Source organism: Streptomyces sp. NPDC006335, assembly GCF_040612795.1.
Taxonomy (GTDB): Bacteria; Actinomycetota; Actinomycetes; order Streptomycetales; family Streptomycetaceae; genus Streptomyces.
In genome coordinates this window covers 279650-293164 of sequence record NZ_JBEXQX010000004.1, presented here as the reverse complement: position 1 = coordinate 293164, position 13515 = coordinate 279650, and the positions used below count along the sequence as shown (strand labels likewise).

Sequence of the window (13515 nt, the reverse complement as noted above, 5' to 3'; positions counted from 1 at the left end):
CCATGACCGCACGCTACTGCTCCCTCGCGCAGCAGTCGGCTCCGGCGTTCGCCCCGGGGCTGGCCGCCGAGCGGCTGAGCGCGCTCGTCGGCGGCGGCCGGATGTGGGTCAACAGCACGGTCCTGCACTACTGGTTCTTCGACGGCGAAGCCGACGGGTCGGTCATTCCTGTTCCGGGGACCGGGCAGTCCCGCCGGGTGTCGTGGGCCGGTGCCGTGGAGCAGCGGGACGTGGTGCGCGAGTGTTTCCAGGAGTGGCAGGACCTCGGGATCGGGGTGAGGTTCGTCGAGGTCGGCGACCGTTCGGAGGCCGAGCTGCGCATCGGGTTCCAGATCGGCGACGGCTCCTGGTCGACGGTGGGCAAGGACGCCCTCCTGGTCGGTCTGAACGAACGCACCATGAACTTCGGCTGGGACCTGACCGTGCCCGGGGAGCGCGGGACGGCCCTGCACGAGATCGGGCACGCGCTCGGCATGCTGCACGAGCACCAGAGTCCGTTCGCCGGGATCCACTGGGACGACGAGGCCGTCTACGCCGATCTGGCGGGCCCGCCGAACTTCTGGAGCCGGGACCGGACGTTCCTCAACATCCTGCGCAAGCTCGACCCGGACGAGGTCAACGGCTCCGTCTGGGACCCGCAGTCGATCATGGAGTATCCCTTCGAGGCGGGGCTGATCCTGGAGCCGGAGCAGTACCGTGCGGGCCTGAACCCGCCCGGCACCCTGTCGGCCTCCGACAAGGAGTACGTCCTGCGCTGGTACCCGCCGACCGAGCAGGTCCGGCCGCCGGTGCTGGAGCCCTTCCGGTCCGCGCCGCTCGGGCTCGGCCCGGGTGAGCAGGCCGACTTCACCGTGGAACCGTCGGAGACCCGCGAGTACACGGTGGGCACCTTCGGCGACAGCGACACCGTCGTCGTGGTCTTCGAGGAGCGGGACGGAGAAGCCCGCTACCTCACCGGCCACGACGACGGGGGAACTCCGCACAACGCCACGCTCAGGGCCCGTCTCGTGAAGGGCCGCCGCTACTTCGTCCGTGTGCGCCTGTACTCCGCGTGGGGTTCGGGGGAAACCGCGCTCATGTGCTGGTGACAGCACAGTCGGGCCGCACGGGCGAGGCTGGACCACTGTCCGGCGCCGGGGGAATGGCCGGCGCTCGTCACCTTCGGGGGAGGGAGACGAGCGTCGGCCACGCGGCGTCGCGGGGCCGCTGTCACATGGCGATCGGGCCGAGGTCCGCGGCCGTCCGGGCCAGGGCGCGGATCGTGGGGCTGTCGGCGGTGGTGCGCCAGGTGAGGGCCCACTGGAGGTCCGAGGCGTCCTGGAGAGGCACGAAGACGATGCCCGGCGGCCTGTTGTAGCGGGCCGCGATCTCGCCCAGCGGGTGGACGCAGTCGCCCGCGGCGACCAGCGAGAGGATCTCGTGGAAGGTCCGTGCGGCCGGTCCGCGCGGGACCCGGCGGCCGAGCGGCGTACGCGTGGGGACCATGGACGCGACCCAGTACTCCGGGGCCTCGGGGCCGAGGTCGACGACGTGGTCGTCCCCGAGGTCCTCCAGTGTCGCGAACCCCCGCGCGGCCAGCGGATGGTCCGCCGAGACGGCCAGCACCCGGCCCCCGGTGAGCACGGTGGGACCGACCGTGAGGTCCGGTTCGGCGACGGGCTGCCACAGCACGTGCACGTCGTGCTCCCCGGTGCGCAGCGCGGTGAACGGATCGCTGCCGCTGACCTCGTTGAACTGGATGTCGCTGCCGGGGTGGCGGGTGCGGAACGCGTCGACCAGGGGCCGCAGTTCGTGTCCGGCGTGACCGAACACGCCCACCCGCAGCACCTGGCCGGCGCCCGGTCCGGCCGCTTCCGCCCGGGCGAGCCCCTCGCGGAGCAGGTCGACGACCTGCTGGAGGTCTTCGCGCAGTCGCCGGCCGACGGGGGTCAGGGCGACCCGTCTGCTGGTGCGGTCGAACAGGGCGACGCCGAGGCGGCGTTCCGTCTTGCCGATGGCCTGGCTGACCCGGGCCTGGGACACGTGGAGGCGTTCCGCGGTACGGCCGAAGTGCAGTTCTTCGGCCAGGGTCAGGAAGATCTCGATGTCGCGGAGCTCCATGCATAACCCCCGAGTTATGGACAGCCCCACGAACCTTACGTTGTTCCGCCGGTGCCCCGAACCGATGCTGGAGGCACACCACCACCGGCCCGGAACGACAAGGCAGGGAACCGATGACTGACATGCAGGCCGTCGCCGACCGCGTCGAGATCGAGGCGCTGCGCGCGGAGATCACCGACGCGGTGATGATGCGCGACTACGACCGTGTCGCCTCACTGTTCACCCCCGGGGGCGCGATGCGGTGGCCGCACATCGGCAAGGAGTTCACCGGCCGGGCGGAGATCCGCGCGGGAGTCGAGTGGGGGCAGGGGCTCTGGGAGTTCTTCGTGCAGAACACGCACGCGGGAGTCATCCGGCTCGACGGCGACACCGCGGCCGGACGCGCGTACGTCCAGGAGTTCGGGCGGATGAAGGACGGCAGCTCGCACCTCAACTACGCCGTCTACCACGACCGTTACCAGCGCACGCCCGACGGCTGGCGGTTCGGCGAACGCGTCTACGAGGTCAGGTACCAGGACGCCACCGCGCTCCCGGGCTCGGCTCCACGGGTCTGACCGGTTCACCCATCGAGAAGGAGCGACCGACATGTTTCTGATCACCGGAGCAGGCGGCGTCATAGGGCGCCAGGTGCTGAGCCTGCTGCTGCAGCAGGGCTCGGCCGTCACCGCGGTCACGCGCGGGGTCGGGGCGGCCCCGCTTCCCCACGGCGTGCGAGCTCTCCACGGTGACCTGTTCAGGCCCGAGTGGATCGAGGCGGCGCTGGAGGGGGTGGAAGCTGTGCAGATCAGCCCACGGGCCACCGGGCCCGGCCTCGGCGCGCTGCTGAAGCTCGCCGAGCGGCAGGGCGTGCGGCGCGCGGTGCTTCTGTCGGCCACCACCGTGGAGCACCCGGCGGGGGAAGCCCGTTTCGCCGCCCGGTTCCGGCAGGCCGAGGAACTCGTCACGGCCTCCGGACTGGACTGGACGGTCCTGCGGCTGGCCGACTTCGCCGCCAACGCCCTTGCCTGGGCTCCGCAGATCAGGGCCGGCGACGTGGTGCGGGGCGCGTACGGCGGGGCCGCCACCTCGCCCGTCCACGAGACCGATGTCGCGGAGGTCGCCGTGCGCGCGCTCCGGGGTGAGTTCGGCGCGGGGGCGGTCCATACGCTGACCGGGCCGGGGTCACTGGACCAGTTCGAGAAGGTACGGCTCATCGGTGCCGCCCTCGGCCGGTCGCTGTCCTTCGAGGAACTCCCGCCCCAGCAGGTGCGCCGGGGCATGCTCGCACAGGGGCTGCCCGAGGAGGTGCCGGACCGGCTGCTGGGCTCCCTGGCCGACTACGCCGTCCGTCCCGGCCCGACCACGGGCACGGTCGGGGAGCTGCTGGGGCGGCCCGCTCTCACCTTCGGCGACTGGGCGCGCGACAACGCGCCCGCCTTCCGCGGCTGACGGGTGCGGCAGGGGGGTGCGGAACGCGTCGCCGCACTGGCGGACGGCCTGCTCTCCCCCGTCGGCCTCACTCCAGGTCGCGGGTGAAGACGACACGGGGGCGGCCGGGGCCGTCGTAGTCCTCCACCACGCGCGCGTCGAAGCCGAGGCTTCGGTGGAAGGCTACGGAGCCCTCGTTGGTGACCGAGGTGATGGCCTTGAGGCGGACCGCGCCCTGGCGGCGGGCGGTCTCGGTGAAGGCGTCGTAGAGGGTGCGGCCGAGGCCGGTGCCGCGGGTGTCGTCGCGGGTGGCGATCAGGTGGACGTATCCGGTGCGGTCGGGGGTGACGAACCCGATCAGGTAGCCGCGGATGCCGTCCTCGGAGCGCGCCACGAGACAGGTGGAGCCGAACTCCTGGACCAGAGCGGTCAGATGGAGTGCCCGCAGGTCCCGCTCGCCCCAGTAGCGGGCGTGGTCCTCCAGGACCTGGTGGAGATCGGTGACGTCGGCGGGTTCGATACGGACGGGCATGGCGTCGATCATGGCACGGCGTCGGGCGGGTCCCGGTAGAGGGCGGCCGCGCGGCGGGCCGTCTCCGCCAACTCCCATCTGACGTCCGGAGGTTCGATCACCTCGGCGTCGGGTCCGAAGCCGAGCAGACGGCGGCAGGCGGCCTGCCGGTCGTCGAAGTGGAGCACCAGGCGGTACCGGCCGGGCCGGTCCGGATCGGGGGTCGCCCGGTCCGCCGACCCGGTGTCGCCGAGCACCTGCGGAAGTGCGGCGAGTCCTGCCGTCGTCAGGCTGACGGTGACGGGCAGCCGGTCCAGACTCGCCTCGAACTCGGCGGTCCAACGAGCCCAGAACGCCGCCAGGTCGAAGTCGGCGGGGTGGGTGAAGGGCTCCGGGAGGAGCTCGGCCTGCGTGACCCGTGACGCCCGGTGGGCGCGCACGCCGCGGTCGGACCGGGCGACCAGGTACCAGACACCCGCCTTCGCGACGAGGCCGAGAGGGTCCACGACCCGCGTCGTGCCGGGCCGGCCCGCCTGGTTCAGCCGCAGTCGCCTGTCCCCTCGTACGGCGTCCACGAGCAAGGCGAGGTGCGGCACCGGTTCCGGTGGCTTGAACCAGGCCTGGGTGTCGATGTGGAAGCGGCTCGCCGTCGTGTTCGCCTGCTCCCTGCCCGCAGCCGGCAGTGCGGCCAGCAGCTTCAGCCGGGCCTGGGTCAGCGCGTCGCCCAGCGCGATCCGCTCCAGCGGGCCTCCCCCGGAGGCGACCGCCAGCAGTGCCGTCGCCTCCTCGGCGCTGATCCCGAGCAGCGGGCTGCGCCAGCCCTCCATGAGACGGCAGCCGCCACCGGGACCGCCGTGCGCCACCACCGGGACACCGGCCGCGCCCAGCGCCTCCAGGTCCCGGTAGACGGTACGGACCGACACCTCCAGCTCTTGGGCGAGTTGACGGGCCGTCACCTGCTCACGGGACTGGAGGCGGAGCAGGAGGGACAGCAGGCGGTCCGCGCGCATCGGGTGATCACCTCGTCGACGTATGACTGACAAAGGATGTCAGCCGTACGGCCGTAGCGTCGCCCTCGAAGCCCCTTCGGACAGTGGGAGACAGCACGTGATCACGGGATACGTCATCGGCGAGAGCCTTCGGACCGGCGCGGTGTTCGAGGCGGATGGGCTGCGGTTGCGGAAGGTGAGCAGGGTGGAGTCCGGCGGGGTGGCCGAGGGGCAGCCCGCCGTGTGGACGCTCGTCGAGTGGGAGACCGACGGTGGGGACGTCGGCTCGCTCGCGGACGCGCTCGCCGGCGCGCTGGCGCCCGAGCTCGGCTGGTACGCCGACTTCGCCGCCGGACAGGATCGGGTGGTCGTCTTCGCGGGGAAGGTCTTCCGCTACCGGCGCGGCGACGAGGCGGGCCGCGCCGAAGCGGTCGCGTACGGACGCTCTGTGGGCACCCCTGAGCATCAGCTCGACTGGGCCGAGTGACCCGGCCCGAGGAGATCTAGGCCACCCGCTGTCGGCCCTCGACGTCGTCCGGGTGGGCCAGGCCGAGCTGGTGGCGCAGGGTGGGGCCCTCGTACTCGGTGCGGAAGACGCCCTGTTCCTGGAGGAGCGGTACGACCTTGTCGGCGAAGGCGTCGAGGCCGGTCGGGGTGATGTGCGGGACCAGGATGAAGCCGTCGGCGGCGTCGGCCTGCACGTATTCGTTGATGGTGCGGGCGATCGTCCGCGGCGAGCCGATGAAGTTCTGTCGGTTGCCCGTGTGGATGACCAGGTCGCGGATGGACCACTTGTTGGCGGCGGCCAGCTCGCGCCATTCGCGGGCGGTGGCCAGCGGGTCGCGGTACATGCGGACCTGGGCACGCCCCTTGGAGATGTGGTCGTCGCCGACGTCCGGGTCGATGTCGGGGAGCGGCCCGTCGGGGTCGTACGACGACAGGTCCCGGTTCCAGACGAACTCCAGGTGCTTGAGGGCGGTGGCGCCGCTGACCTGCCGGCGTCGGATGATCCGCGCGAGTTCCTCGGCCTCGGCGTCGGTGTCCGCGAGGGCGAAGGAGGCGGCGGGCAGGATCAGCAACTGGTCGTGCCGGCGGCCGTACTTGGCGAGGCGGTTCTTGACGTCGGTGTAGAAGGCCCGGCCCGCCTCGAGGGTGGCGTGGCGACTGAAGATGGCGTCGGCGGAGGAGGCGGCGAACTCGCGGCCCTCCTCGGAGTCACCGGCCTGGAAGATGACCGGGCGGCCCTGCGGGGAGCGCGGGACGTTGAACCGGCCGTGGATGTCGAAGTGTTGGCCCGTGTGGACGAAGGAGCCCGCCTTCGCGTCCCTCAGAAACACGCCGGAGGCCTGGTCGGCGAGGATCTCGTCGCCCTGCCAGGAGTCGAAGAGTTCCTGCGTGGTGGCGAGGAACTCCTTGGCGCGGGAGTAGCGCTCCTCCTGCGGGAGGAAGCCGCCGCGGCGGAAGTTCTCGCCGGTGAAGGCGTCCCAGGAGGTGACGACGTTCCAGGCGGAGCGACCGCCGGAGAGGTGGTCGAGGCTGGCGAACTGGCGGGCCACCTCGTAGGGCTCGTTGAAGGTGGAGTTGATGGTGCCGGTCAGGCCGAGGTGTTCGGTGACGGCGGCGAGCGCGGCCAGGACCGTGAAGGTGTCGGGGCGGCCGACCACGTCCAAGTCGTAGATCTTGCCGCCCTGTTCGCGCAGGCGCAGGCCCTCGGCGAGGAACAGGAAGTCGAACTTGGCGCGTTCGGCGGTCCTCGCGAAGTGCGCGAAGGAGCTGAACTCGATGTGGCTGCCGGCCTCCGGGTCGCTCCACACGGTGGTGTTGTTGACGCCGGGGAAGTGGGCGGCCAGATGGATCTGCTTCAGGGGCTTGGACATGGGTGCGGGGGTCCTTCCGGGCTGGCTCAGGCGGTGGCGGCGTAGCGGTTGGCCGGGCGGGCCAGGCCCAGCAGCCCGCGCAGGGTGTCGGCCTCGTACGCGGTGCGGAAGGCGCCCCGGCGCTGGAGTTCGGGGACCAGGCCGCGGGTGATCGCCGGGAGGTCGTGGCCGAGGACCGCGGGCCGCAGCCGGAAGCCGGTGAGCCCGGCCGCCTGGAAATCGCCGAGCAGGTCCGCGAGTTGGGCCGGGGTACCGGTGAAGATCCGGGCGTCGCTGCGGTACCGCTCCCCCGCGAGCGCGTCGAGACGGTCCCTGCGGGCGGCGGCCTCGGCGGGGTCGTCGTCGAGGAAGACCACCAAGTCACCGAAGACGTGCAGGAGTTCGTCGGCGCGTCCGGCCGCCTCCTGCTCGGCGCGGATCTCGGCGACGATCGCGCGGGCCTCGCCGGTGTCGTGCGGGGTGGTGTAGCCGACGTCGGCCTGGCGGGCGATGAGCCGGTACGGCACGGTCTGGTGACCGAGGGCGGTGACCGGGGGCTGGCCCTGCGGCGGGCGGGGCGTGATGGAGGGGCCCTTGACGCTGAAGTGCTTGCCCTCGAAGTCGATGTAGTGGAGTTTGTCCCGGTCGATGAAGCGGCCGGTGGCGGCGTCGCGGATCTCGGCGTCGTCCTCCCAGCTGTCCCAGAGCCGGCGCACGACCTCCACGTGGTCGGCGGCCTCGTCGAAGAGGTCGGTGACGAGTTCCTGGGCGTCGGGGCTGTCGTAGGACTCGATGCGCGGGACGGTTCGGCGGCCGAAGTGCGCGGCCTCGGTGGGGCGCGCGGTGATCTGGACGCGCAGGCCCGCCCGGCCGGTGCTGACGTAGTCGAGGGTCGCGATGGCCTTGGAGAGGTGGAAGGGCTCGGTGTGGGTGACCACCGCGGTCGGGACCAGGCCGATGTGCCGGGTGAGCGGGGCGACGCGGGCGGCGATCAGTACGGCGTCGAGGCGGCCGCGGACCTGGTCGGTGCGCTCGTCCGGGTCGAGGAAGTGGCTGGACTGCGGGCCGAGTCCGTCTTCGATGGTGACGAAGTCCAGCAGGCCGCGCTCGGCCTCGGCGACCAGATCGGCCCAGTATCCGGCGGTGAACAGCTCTCGGGGCCGGGCCACCGGTTCGCGCCAGGAGGCGGGGTGCCAGCCGGTGCCTTCCAGGGCGACGGCGAGGTGCAGCGGAGAAGAAGGGGACACGGGTGGGTGCCTTCCTGGAGATCCGTACGGGGGCGCCGGCCCGTGGGTGGGCAGGGCTCGGCGGCTGGGGGCAGGCAGGTGACGGGTCAGGAACAACAGAGCGCGGCGGACACGCGCTGGAGATCGATGTGCGGCCGGGAGTGGAGGTGGGCGGAGCGGGGTGCGCTGGTCACGCCCGTCACCTCCTCCTTCTGGGCGCGCGAGGGCGCCCGGCGGATCTCGTGGTGAGTCACAACACCGTGCTCCTCCGGGATGTTCCCGGGCTGCGGACCAGGAGGACGGGTGAGCGGCGGCGTAGCGTGAAGCCGATCGACTCGTAGAGCCGGATGGCGTTCGTGTTGTCCGCGGCCGCGTGCAGGAACGGGGTGTCGCCGCGCTCCCGGATCCCGGCGGCGACCGCACGCACCAGCCGGGTGGCCAGGCCCCGGCCTCGGTGGGCCGGGTCGGTGCAGACCGCGCTGATCTCGGTCCAGCCGGGCGGGCGGACGCGCTCGCCGGCCAAGGCGATCAGGCGCCCTCGCTCGCGGATGCCGAGGTAGGTGCCGAGTTCGACGGTCCGCTCCAGGAAGGGGCCGGGCCGGGTGCGGGCGACCAGGTCGAGGATCTCGGGTACGTCGTCGGGTCCCAGTCGTACCGCCTCGGGGGCGGGTTCGGCCCGCAGCGCGGTGTCGACGAGCTGGACGCCCACTCCCCCGCCGACGATCTCCCACCCCTCCGGGACGTTCTCGATCGGTTTGATCCGTACGGTGGTTCCGGGTCCGACGAGCGTGCGCAGGTCGGCCCAGGCTGCCGGGTCGTCGGGATCGGCGAGGGCGGCGAAGGCGTAGACGTCGTTCGGGTAGCGGGCGGCACGGCCGACTCGGTCGGCGAGGTCGGCGTGCGGGCCGTCGAGGGCGGCCCACACGGCGTTGTCGAGGACGGCCGTGTCCGGGAGGGCTGCGGCGGAGGCGCCGGGTCTCAGCAGGGCTCCGCCCGCGCGGACTTCGGTGTACTGGGCCACGGAGGCGGAGTCCTTTCCGGCGAGGCTTTCTGAGGGGTCGTCAGGAGTTGTCGAGCGGCAGCCCGGGCGGGTTGACCTCGGACTTGGTCACGGCGTCGTTGGAGAGGTTCCACGCGGCGAGCCACTTGGCGTACTGGCCGTTGTCGATCAGGTGGTTGATCGCGTCGGCGAGGGGCTTCGCGAGGCCGCTGTCCTTCTTGGCGGTCGCGGCGATCAGGCCCTGGAGGGACTCCCCGGCACCGGAGTACTGGCCCGCGATCTTCGTCGCGTTGGGCGTGCCCGCGGTCTGGGTGACGTGGTACGAGAGGTTGGGGCTGGGGCCGAGGTAGGAGTCGATCTTGCCGCTGCCCAGGGCCAGGTAGATGCTGGGGCTGTCCTGGAAGTACTTGATCGTGAGCTTCTTGCCCTCCTTCTTCAGCGTGTTCTGCCACTCCAGCAGGATCCGCTCCTGGTTGGTGCCGGCGCCGACGGAGACGGTCTGTCCGGCGAGGGCCTCGTAGTCGCCGTCGAAGGTCCACTTCGAGGTCTTGAGCGTCTCGAAGGCGAGGTCGTCCTTGCGGTAGGAGGCGAACTCGTACTTCTGCTTGCGCTCCTCGGTGTCGGTGATGTTGGAGAAGCCGACGTTCACCTTGCCGCTGTCGATGCCGACGAAGAGGTTCTCCCAGGTGAACCGCTTGACCTCGGGTTCCAGGCCGAGGACGGCGGCGACCAGGCGGGCCAGGTCGGTCTCGGAGCCGGTGAGGGTCTTCTGGTCGCTGCCCACGAAGCCCAGCGGTGGCGAACCGGAGGGCAGGGTGCCGGAGCCTATGACGAGCTTGCCGCTCTTCTTGACGGCGTCGGGCAGTTCGGCGCTGATGGACTTCACCTCGGCGACCTTGAGGGTGGTCTCCTTGGCGGCGCCGTTGGAGAGCCGCCCCACGGTGACCGTGCCGGCCCTGTCGGTCGTCCTGGTGGCGGCGTCGCTGTCACCACCGCAGGCGGCGAGCCCTGCGGCGAGGGCGGTGACGGCGGTCGCCGCGGTGATGGCACGGACAAAACTGCGCCGGGAGGGGTGAAAGGGCATGGCTGTCCTTAGGAGTTGGTGAGAGAGGGAGGAATGAGGTTCAGAGGACCTTGCTCAGGAAGTCCCGGGTCCGTTCGTGCCGGGGCCGGTCGAGGACCTCGGAAGGCGGGCCCTGCTCGACGACGCGCCCGCCGTCGATGAAGACGACCCGGTCGGCGATCTCGCGGGCGAAGCCGATCTCGTGGGTGACGATGACGAGCGTGGTGCCGCTGGTCGCCAAGTCCTTGATGACGGCGAGGACTTCGCCGACGAGCTCCGGGTCGAGGGCGGAGGTCGGCTCGTCGAAGAGGATCACGCCCGGTCGCAGGGCGAGGGCGCGGGCGATGGCCACCCGCTGCTGCTGGCCGCCCGACAACTGCCGTGGATAGGCACCCGCCTTGTCGCCCAGACCGACCCTGCCGAGGAGTTCACGGGCGAGCCGCTGGGCTTCGGCCTTGGGGAGTTTCCCGGTCGCCACCGGGGCGGCGGCCACGTTGTCGAGGACGGACAGGTGCGGGAAGAGGTTGAAGTTCTGGAAGACGAACCCGATACGGCCGCGCTGGGCGAGGATGGCGCGCTCACTGAGCTCCTTGAGCCGGCCGCCCTGCCGCTTCACGCCGATCAGCTCGCCGTTGACGCTGACGTGGCCGATCTCCGGTTTCTCCAGGTGGTTGATGACCCTGAGGAGGGTGGACTTCCCGGACCCGGACGGGCCGAGGATGACGGTGACCTCGCCGGGCCGCACGGTCAGGTCGACGCCGTCCAGGACGCGGTGGGCGCCGTACCACTTGTGCACACTGTGCACCTCGAGAGCTGCGGCGGTCATACGGCGGCCTCCCTGCGGACGCGGGCGCGCAGGTCGGTGAGGCCGGCCCGCAGTCTCTGGAGCGGGGTCGGCGGCAGGGAGCGGGTGGCGCCCCGGGCGTAGTGCCGCTCGACGTAGAACTGGACCACGGACACCGCGCTGGTGAGGATCAGGTACCAGACGGTGGCGACCAGCAGCAGGGGCACGATGTCGCCGGGGTAGGTGGCGCCCATGGACTGCACGGTGCCGAACAGGTCCAGCAGCGAGACGTAGAAGACCAGCGAGGTGCTCTTGACGAGGCCGATGAGCTGGTTGACGTAGTTCGGGGTGATGGAGCGCAGCGCCTGCGGGAAGACGATCCGGCGGAACTGGTAGCTCTTGGGCAGGCCGAGGGCGGAGGCCGCCTCGTGCTGGCCCTGGTCGACGGAGAGGATGCCGCCGCGGACGACCTCCGCCGCGTAGGCCGCCTCGTTGAGGCTGAGGCCGATCACGGCGATGACCATGTCGGTGGCGAGCCGGGACTCGTCGAAGGAGAAGAAGGCCGGGCCGAAGGGAACGCCGACGCTCAACGTGCGGTACAGGGCCGAGAAGTTGTAGAGGAAGAGCAGGACGACGATCAGCGGGATCGAGCGCAGCGCCCAGACGTAGGTCCAGCTCACGGCCCGCAGCACCGGGCTCTTCGAGAGCCGGGCCAGGGCCAGCACAATGCCGCCCAGCAGGCCCAGCACCGCGCTGTAGAGGGTGACTTCGAGGGTGATGAGGAGCCCGTCGAGGACGGTGGGCCGCAGGAACCAGTAGCCGAAGCGGTCCCACTGGTAGAACGGGTTGGTCGCCAGACCGTGGACGAACTGGGCCGCCAGGACCAGGACGACGGCGGTGGCGATCCAGCGGCCGGGCCGCCGCAGCGGCACAACTCGCTGTGCAGAAAGGCTTTCTGACGGTACGTCGGCTTTCGGCGGGGCCTCGGTGACGGACACGGCAGCGCCTGGGGATTCACTCATGCGGGTGCTCCGGCGGAGTCGGATGGCCCCTGGGACGCGGCGGGCACGGCGCCCTGCGGCAGCAGGACGTGGCGCACGGGAACCGGGGCTGGGCGGACGACGGCACACCGCGGGCGCGGTGTTCGTCAGGAACGCGGGGGCTGGGAGAAGACGTCAGCCCTGACAGCGGGCGCGGCCCGGTGCGCTACACAGTGCGCTGTTGACGCGGAGCAGGTCGACGGCGCGATCGGCGACGAGTACGTCGGCGTACGGCCGTACGCAGCCCGGGGCCGTCCAGGGGGCTGCGTACATCTCGGTCACCGTCACTGTTCTCGGGAGTCCCGGAGGAACTCTTGTGGGGCGTAGGTTAAGTCGGTTGCCGGAAGTCCTGTCAACGCCGGTCCAGCAGGTGGAACGGTGTTCAGGCGCGTCGGCCGGTGTGCGCGGCCCAGTCCAGGATCTGTACGGCGGCTCCGGCGGCCTCCAGGCCCCGGCAGTGGGCGTGGTGCCTGCGGGCGATGCCGTCGAGGTCGAGGTGGGCGCCGAAGGCCGGGTGGGCGGTCAGGCGGCGGGCGTAGGCCCACAGGGTGGGGTGGGCGGCGATGCGCTGCACGGCGGCGGCGTCGAGGTGGTGGCGGTGCACGGTGTCGAGTTGGACCAGCGTGACCCACAACTCGACGTCGGCGGCGGTGAGATGATCACGGATCAGATACGCGCGGCCCACCAGCCAGCGCTCCAGCGAGCCCAGGGTGTCCAGCAGTCGTTCCAGCGCGGCGGCACGGTTCTCGTCCTCGCCGCCCGCCGAACCGGCCTGCTGAGCGGCCTGTTCGATGCCCCGGCCCATCCGCTCGACGGCCTCGGTCTCCGACTCGGCTCCGCAGGGGTACAGCGCCGGGCGGCCGCCGCCGAAGTGCCCGGCCAGGTCGCGCGTGATGTCGGCGGCGTGGGTGCTGACGATGCGCCCGGACCAGTCGTCGCTGAGCACCGGGGCGACGGCCGCGCCGGTGTACCGGTGCGCGCTGGCCTCGTACAGCGGGCGCAGTGCGGAGTGCCCGCCGTCGGGACAGTCGGGGACCGGGTCCAGGAAGGTCACGGGACAGACGTCGTCGAGGCCGAGCAGCCTGTGCACGACGGCGATGCGCAGTCCGTCGGCACAGGCGGCGGCCAGGTGGAGGCGGTAGCGGCGCGGCACGGCGTAGTGCCCACTGCGCGCGTCCCGGCCGATGCGGCCCCGGAACGCGGGGGCGGGCTGGGCGGCGGGGACATGGGCGAGCGGTGTGACGGACATGGGTCTCCCCGGGTGTCGGTGCGCAGACGTACGCGCGGCGGAAGCGTCGTCGGGCCGAAGGTGCGGGCCAGGACAGGCAGGGGGCGGCTGCGGCCGGGCTCAGCCCAGGGGCCTGATCGCGCTGCACACGCGCAGCAGATCGATGTGCCGGCGGGAGGTGAGGAGCGGCGAGGGCCGAGGTGTACGGCTCTGTCGGCCGTCGGCCGGTGCAACGCGCCCCATGTTTCCCTACCTGTTCACTAGGATTCCCATCCGGAGTGTCGGTCGGGCCGGGGCGCACGTCAAGAGGG

General features: G+C 71.7%; 17 protein-coding genes. 4 read left to right on the top strand and 13 right to left on the bottom strand.

Translation table 11 applies throughout. From position 1 onward, the window contains the following. Positions 1-2: 2 nt before the first annotated feature. Entirely contained in the window at positions 3-1088 is a 1086-nt protein-coding gene (locus ABZ098_RS15165) for a M12 family metallopeptidase (protein WP_356591011.1), read from the top strand. A gap of 121 nt (positions 1089-1209) precedes the next feature. On the opposite strand, the gene ABZ098_RS15160 is transcribed toward ABZ098_RS15165, so the two are convergent. Then, the gene (locus ABZ098_RS15160) at positions 1210-2100 is read right to left on the bottom strand and encodes a LysR substrate-binding domain-containing protein (protein ID WP_356591009.1); all 891 of its coding nucleotides are present in this window, start codon (positions 2098-2100) and stop codon (positions 1210-1212) included. Between the two features lie 113 nt (positions 2101-2213). Here ABZ098_RS15160 and ABZ098_RS15155 point away from each other — a divergent pair, with 113 nt between their 5' ends. Together ABZ098_RS15155 and ABZ098_RS15150 are read left to right on the top strand one after the other, a co-directional pair. Further along, complete coding sequence (locus tag ABZ098_RS15155; protein WP_356591007.1) at positions 2214-2654, top strand: nuclear transport factor 2 family protein; 441 nt, start codon at positions 2214-2216, stop codon at positions 2652-2654. Between the two features lie 31 nt (positions 2655-2685). Beyond that, on the top strand, positions 2686-3528 hold the full coding sequence (locus ABZ098_RS15150; RefSeq protein ID WP_356591005.1) for an NAD(P)H-binding protein: 843 nt from the start codon (positions 2686-2688) through the stop codon (positions 3526-3528). A gap of 67 nt (positions 3529-3595) precedes the next feature. Here the strand turns inward: ABZ098_RS15150 and ABZ098_RS15145 are convergent, their stop codons facing one another. Together ABZ098_RS15145 and ABZ098_RS15140 are read right to left on the bottom strand one after the other, a co-directional pair. After that, the gene (locus tag ABZ098_RS15145; protein WP_356591003.1) at positions 3596-4051 is read right to left on the bottom strand and encodes a GNAT family N-acetyltransferase; all 456 of its coding nucleotides are present in this window, start codon (positions 4049-4051) and stop codon (positions 3596-3598) included. Next, positions 4048-5028 carry a WYL domain-containing protein gene (locus tag ABZ098_RS15140; protein ID WP_356591001.1) on the bottom strand — a complete coding sequence of 327 codons (981 nt, stop codon included), beginning with the start codon at positions 5026-5028 and terminating at the stop codon, positions 4048-4050. The genes ABZ098_RS15145 and ABZ098_RS15140 overlap by 4 nt, the downstream gene beginning before the upstream one ends. Positions 5029-5125: 97 nt before the next feature. Here ABZ098_RS15140 and ABZ098_RS15135 point away from each other — a divergent pair, with 97 nt between their 5' ends. Beyond that, positions 5126-5494 (top strand): hypothetical protein, encoded by a 369-nt coding sequence (locus tag ABZ098_RS15135; RefSeq protein WP_356590999.1) that lies wholly within the window; start codon positions 5126-5128, stop codon positions 5492-5494. A 16-nt stretch (positions 5495-5510) separates the two neighbouring features. On the opposite strand, the gene ABZ098_RS15130 is transcribed toward ABZ098_RS15135, so the two are convergent. The 10 genes from ABZ098_RS15130 to ABZ098_RS15085 form a co-directional block, all read right to left on the bottom strand. Further along, complete coding sequence (locus tag ABZ098_RS15130) at positions 5511-6884, bottom strand: NtaA/DmoA family FMN-dependent monooxygenase (RefSeq protein ID WP_356590997.1); 1374 nt, start codon at positions 6882-6884, stop codon at positions 5511-5513. A 26-nt stretch (positions 6885-6910) separates the two neighbouring features. After that, positions 6911-8110: an LLM class flavin-dependent oxidoreductase gene (locus ABZ098_RS15125; RefSeq protein WP_356590995.1), complete on the bottom strand. Its 1200-nt coding sequence runs from the start codon at positions 8108-8110 to the stop codon at positions 6911-6913. 86 nt (positions 8111-8196) lie between these two features. Further along, positions 8197-8343 carry a putative leader peptide gene (locus ABZ098_RS15120; RefSeq protein ID WP_356590993.1) on the bottom strand — a complete coding sequence of 49 codons (147 nt, stop codon included), beginning with the start codon at positions 8341-8343 and terminating at the stop codon, positions 8197-8199. Next, positions 8340-9074, bottom strand: a complete 735-nt coding sequence (locus tag ABZ098_RS15115; protein ID WP_356591434.1) for a GNAT family N-acetyltransferase — start codon at positions 9072-9074, stop codon at positions 8340-8342. Before ABZ098_RS15115 ends, ABZ098_RS15120 begins: the two co-directional genes overlap by 4 nt. Positions 9075-9150: 76 nt before the next feature. Continuing rightward, positions 9151-10173 (bottom strand): transporter substrate-binding domain-containing protein, encoded by a 1023-nt coding sequence (locus tag ABZ098_RS15110; protein ID WP_356590991.1) that lies wholly within the window; start codon positions 10171-10173, stop codon positions 9151-9153. Positions 10174-10213: 40 nt separating this feature from the next. Continuing rightward, positions 10214-10978 carry an amino acid ABC transporter ATP-binding protein gene (locus ABZ098_RS15105; RefSeq protein ID WP_356590989.1) on the bottom strand — a complete coding sequence of 255 codons (765 nt, stop codon included), beginning with the start codon at positions 10976-10978 and terminating at the stop codon, positions 10214-10216. Further along, positions 10975-11958 carry an amino acid ABC transporter permease gene (locus ABZ098_RS15100; RefSeq protein WP_356590987.1) on the bottom strand — a complete coding sequence of 328 codons (984 nt, stop codon included), beginning with the start codon at positions 11956-11958 and terminating at the stop codon, positions 10975-10977. Before ABZ098_RS15100 ends, ABZ098_RS15105 begins: the two co-directional genes overlap by 4 nt. Positions 11959-12111: 153 nt before the next feature. After that, positions 12112-12249 carry a hypothetical protein gene (locus tag ABZ098_RS15095; protein ID WP_356590985.1) on the bottom strand — a complete coding sequence of 46 codons (138 nt, stop codon included), beginning with the start codon at positions 12247-12249 and terminating at the stop codon, positions 12112-12114. A gap of 109 nt (positions 12250-12358) precedes the next feature. Next, entirely contained in the window at positions 12359-13225 is an 867-nt protein-coding gene (locus ABZ098_RS15090) for a glutathione S-transferase C-terminal domain-containing protein (RefSeq protein WP_356590983.1), read from the bottom strand. A gap of 99 nt (positions 13226-13324) precedes the next feature. Next, a complete protein-coding gene (locus ABZ098_RS15085) occupies positions 13325-13447 on the bottom strand; it encodes a putative leader peptide (protein ID WP_356590981.1) in 123 nt (40 codons plus the stop codon). Between the last annotated feature and the right edge of the window lie 68 nt (positions 13448-13515).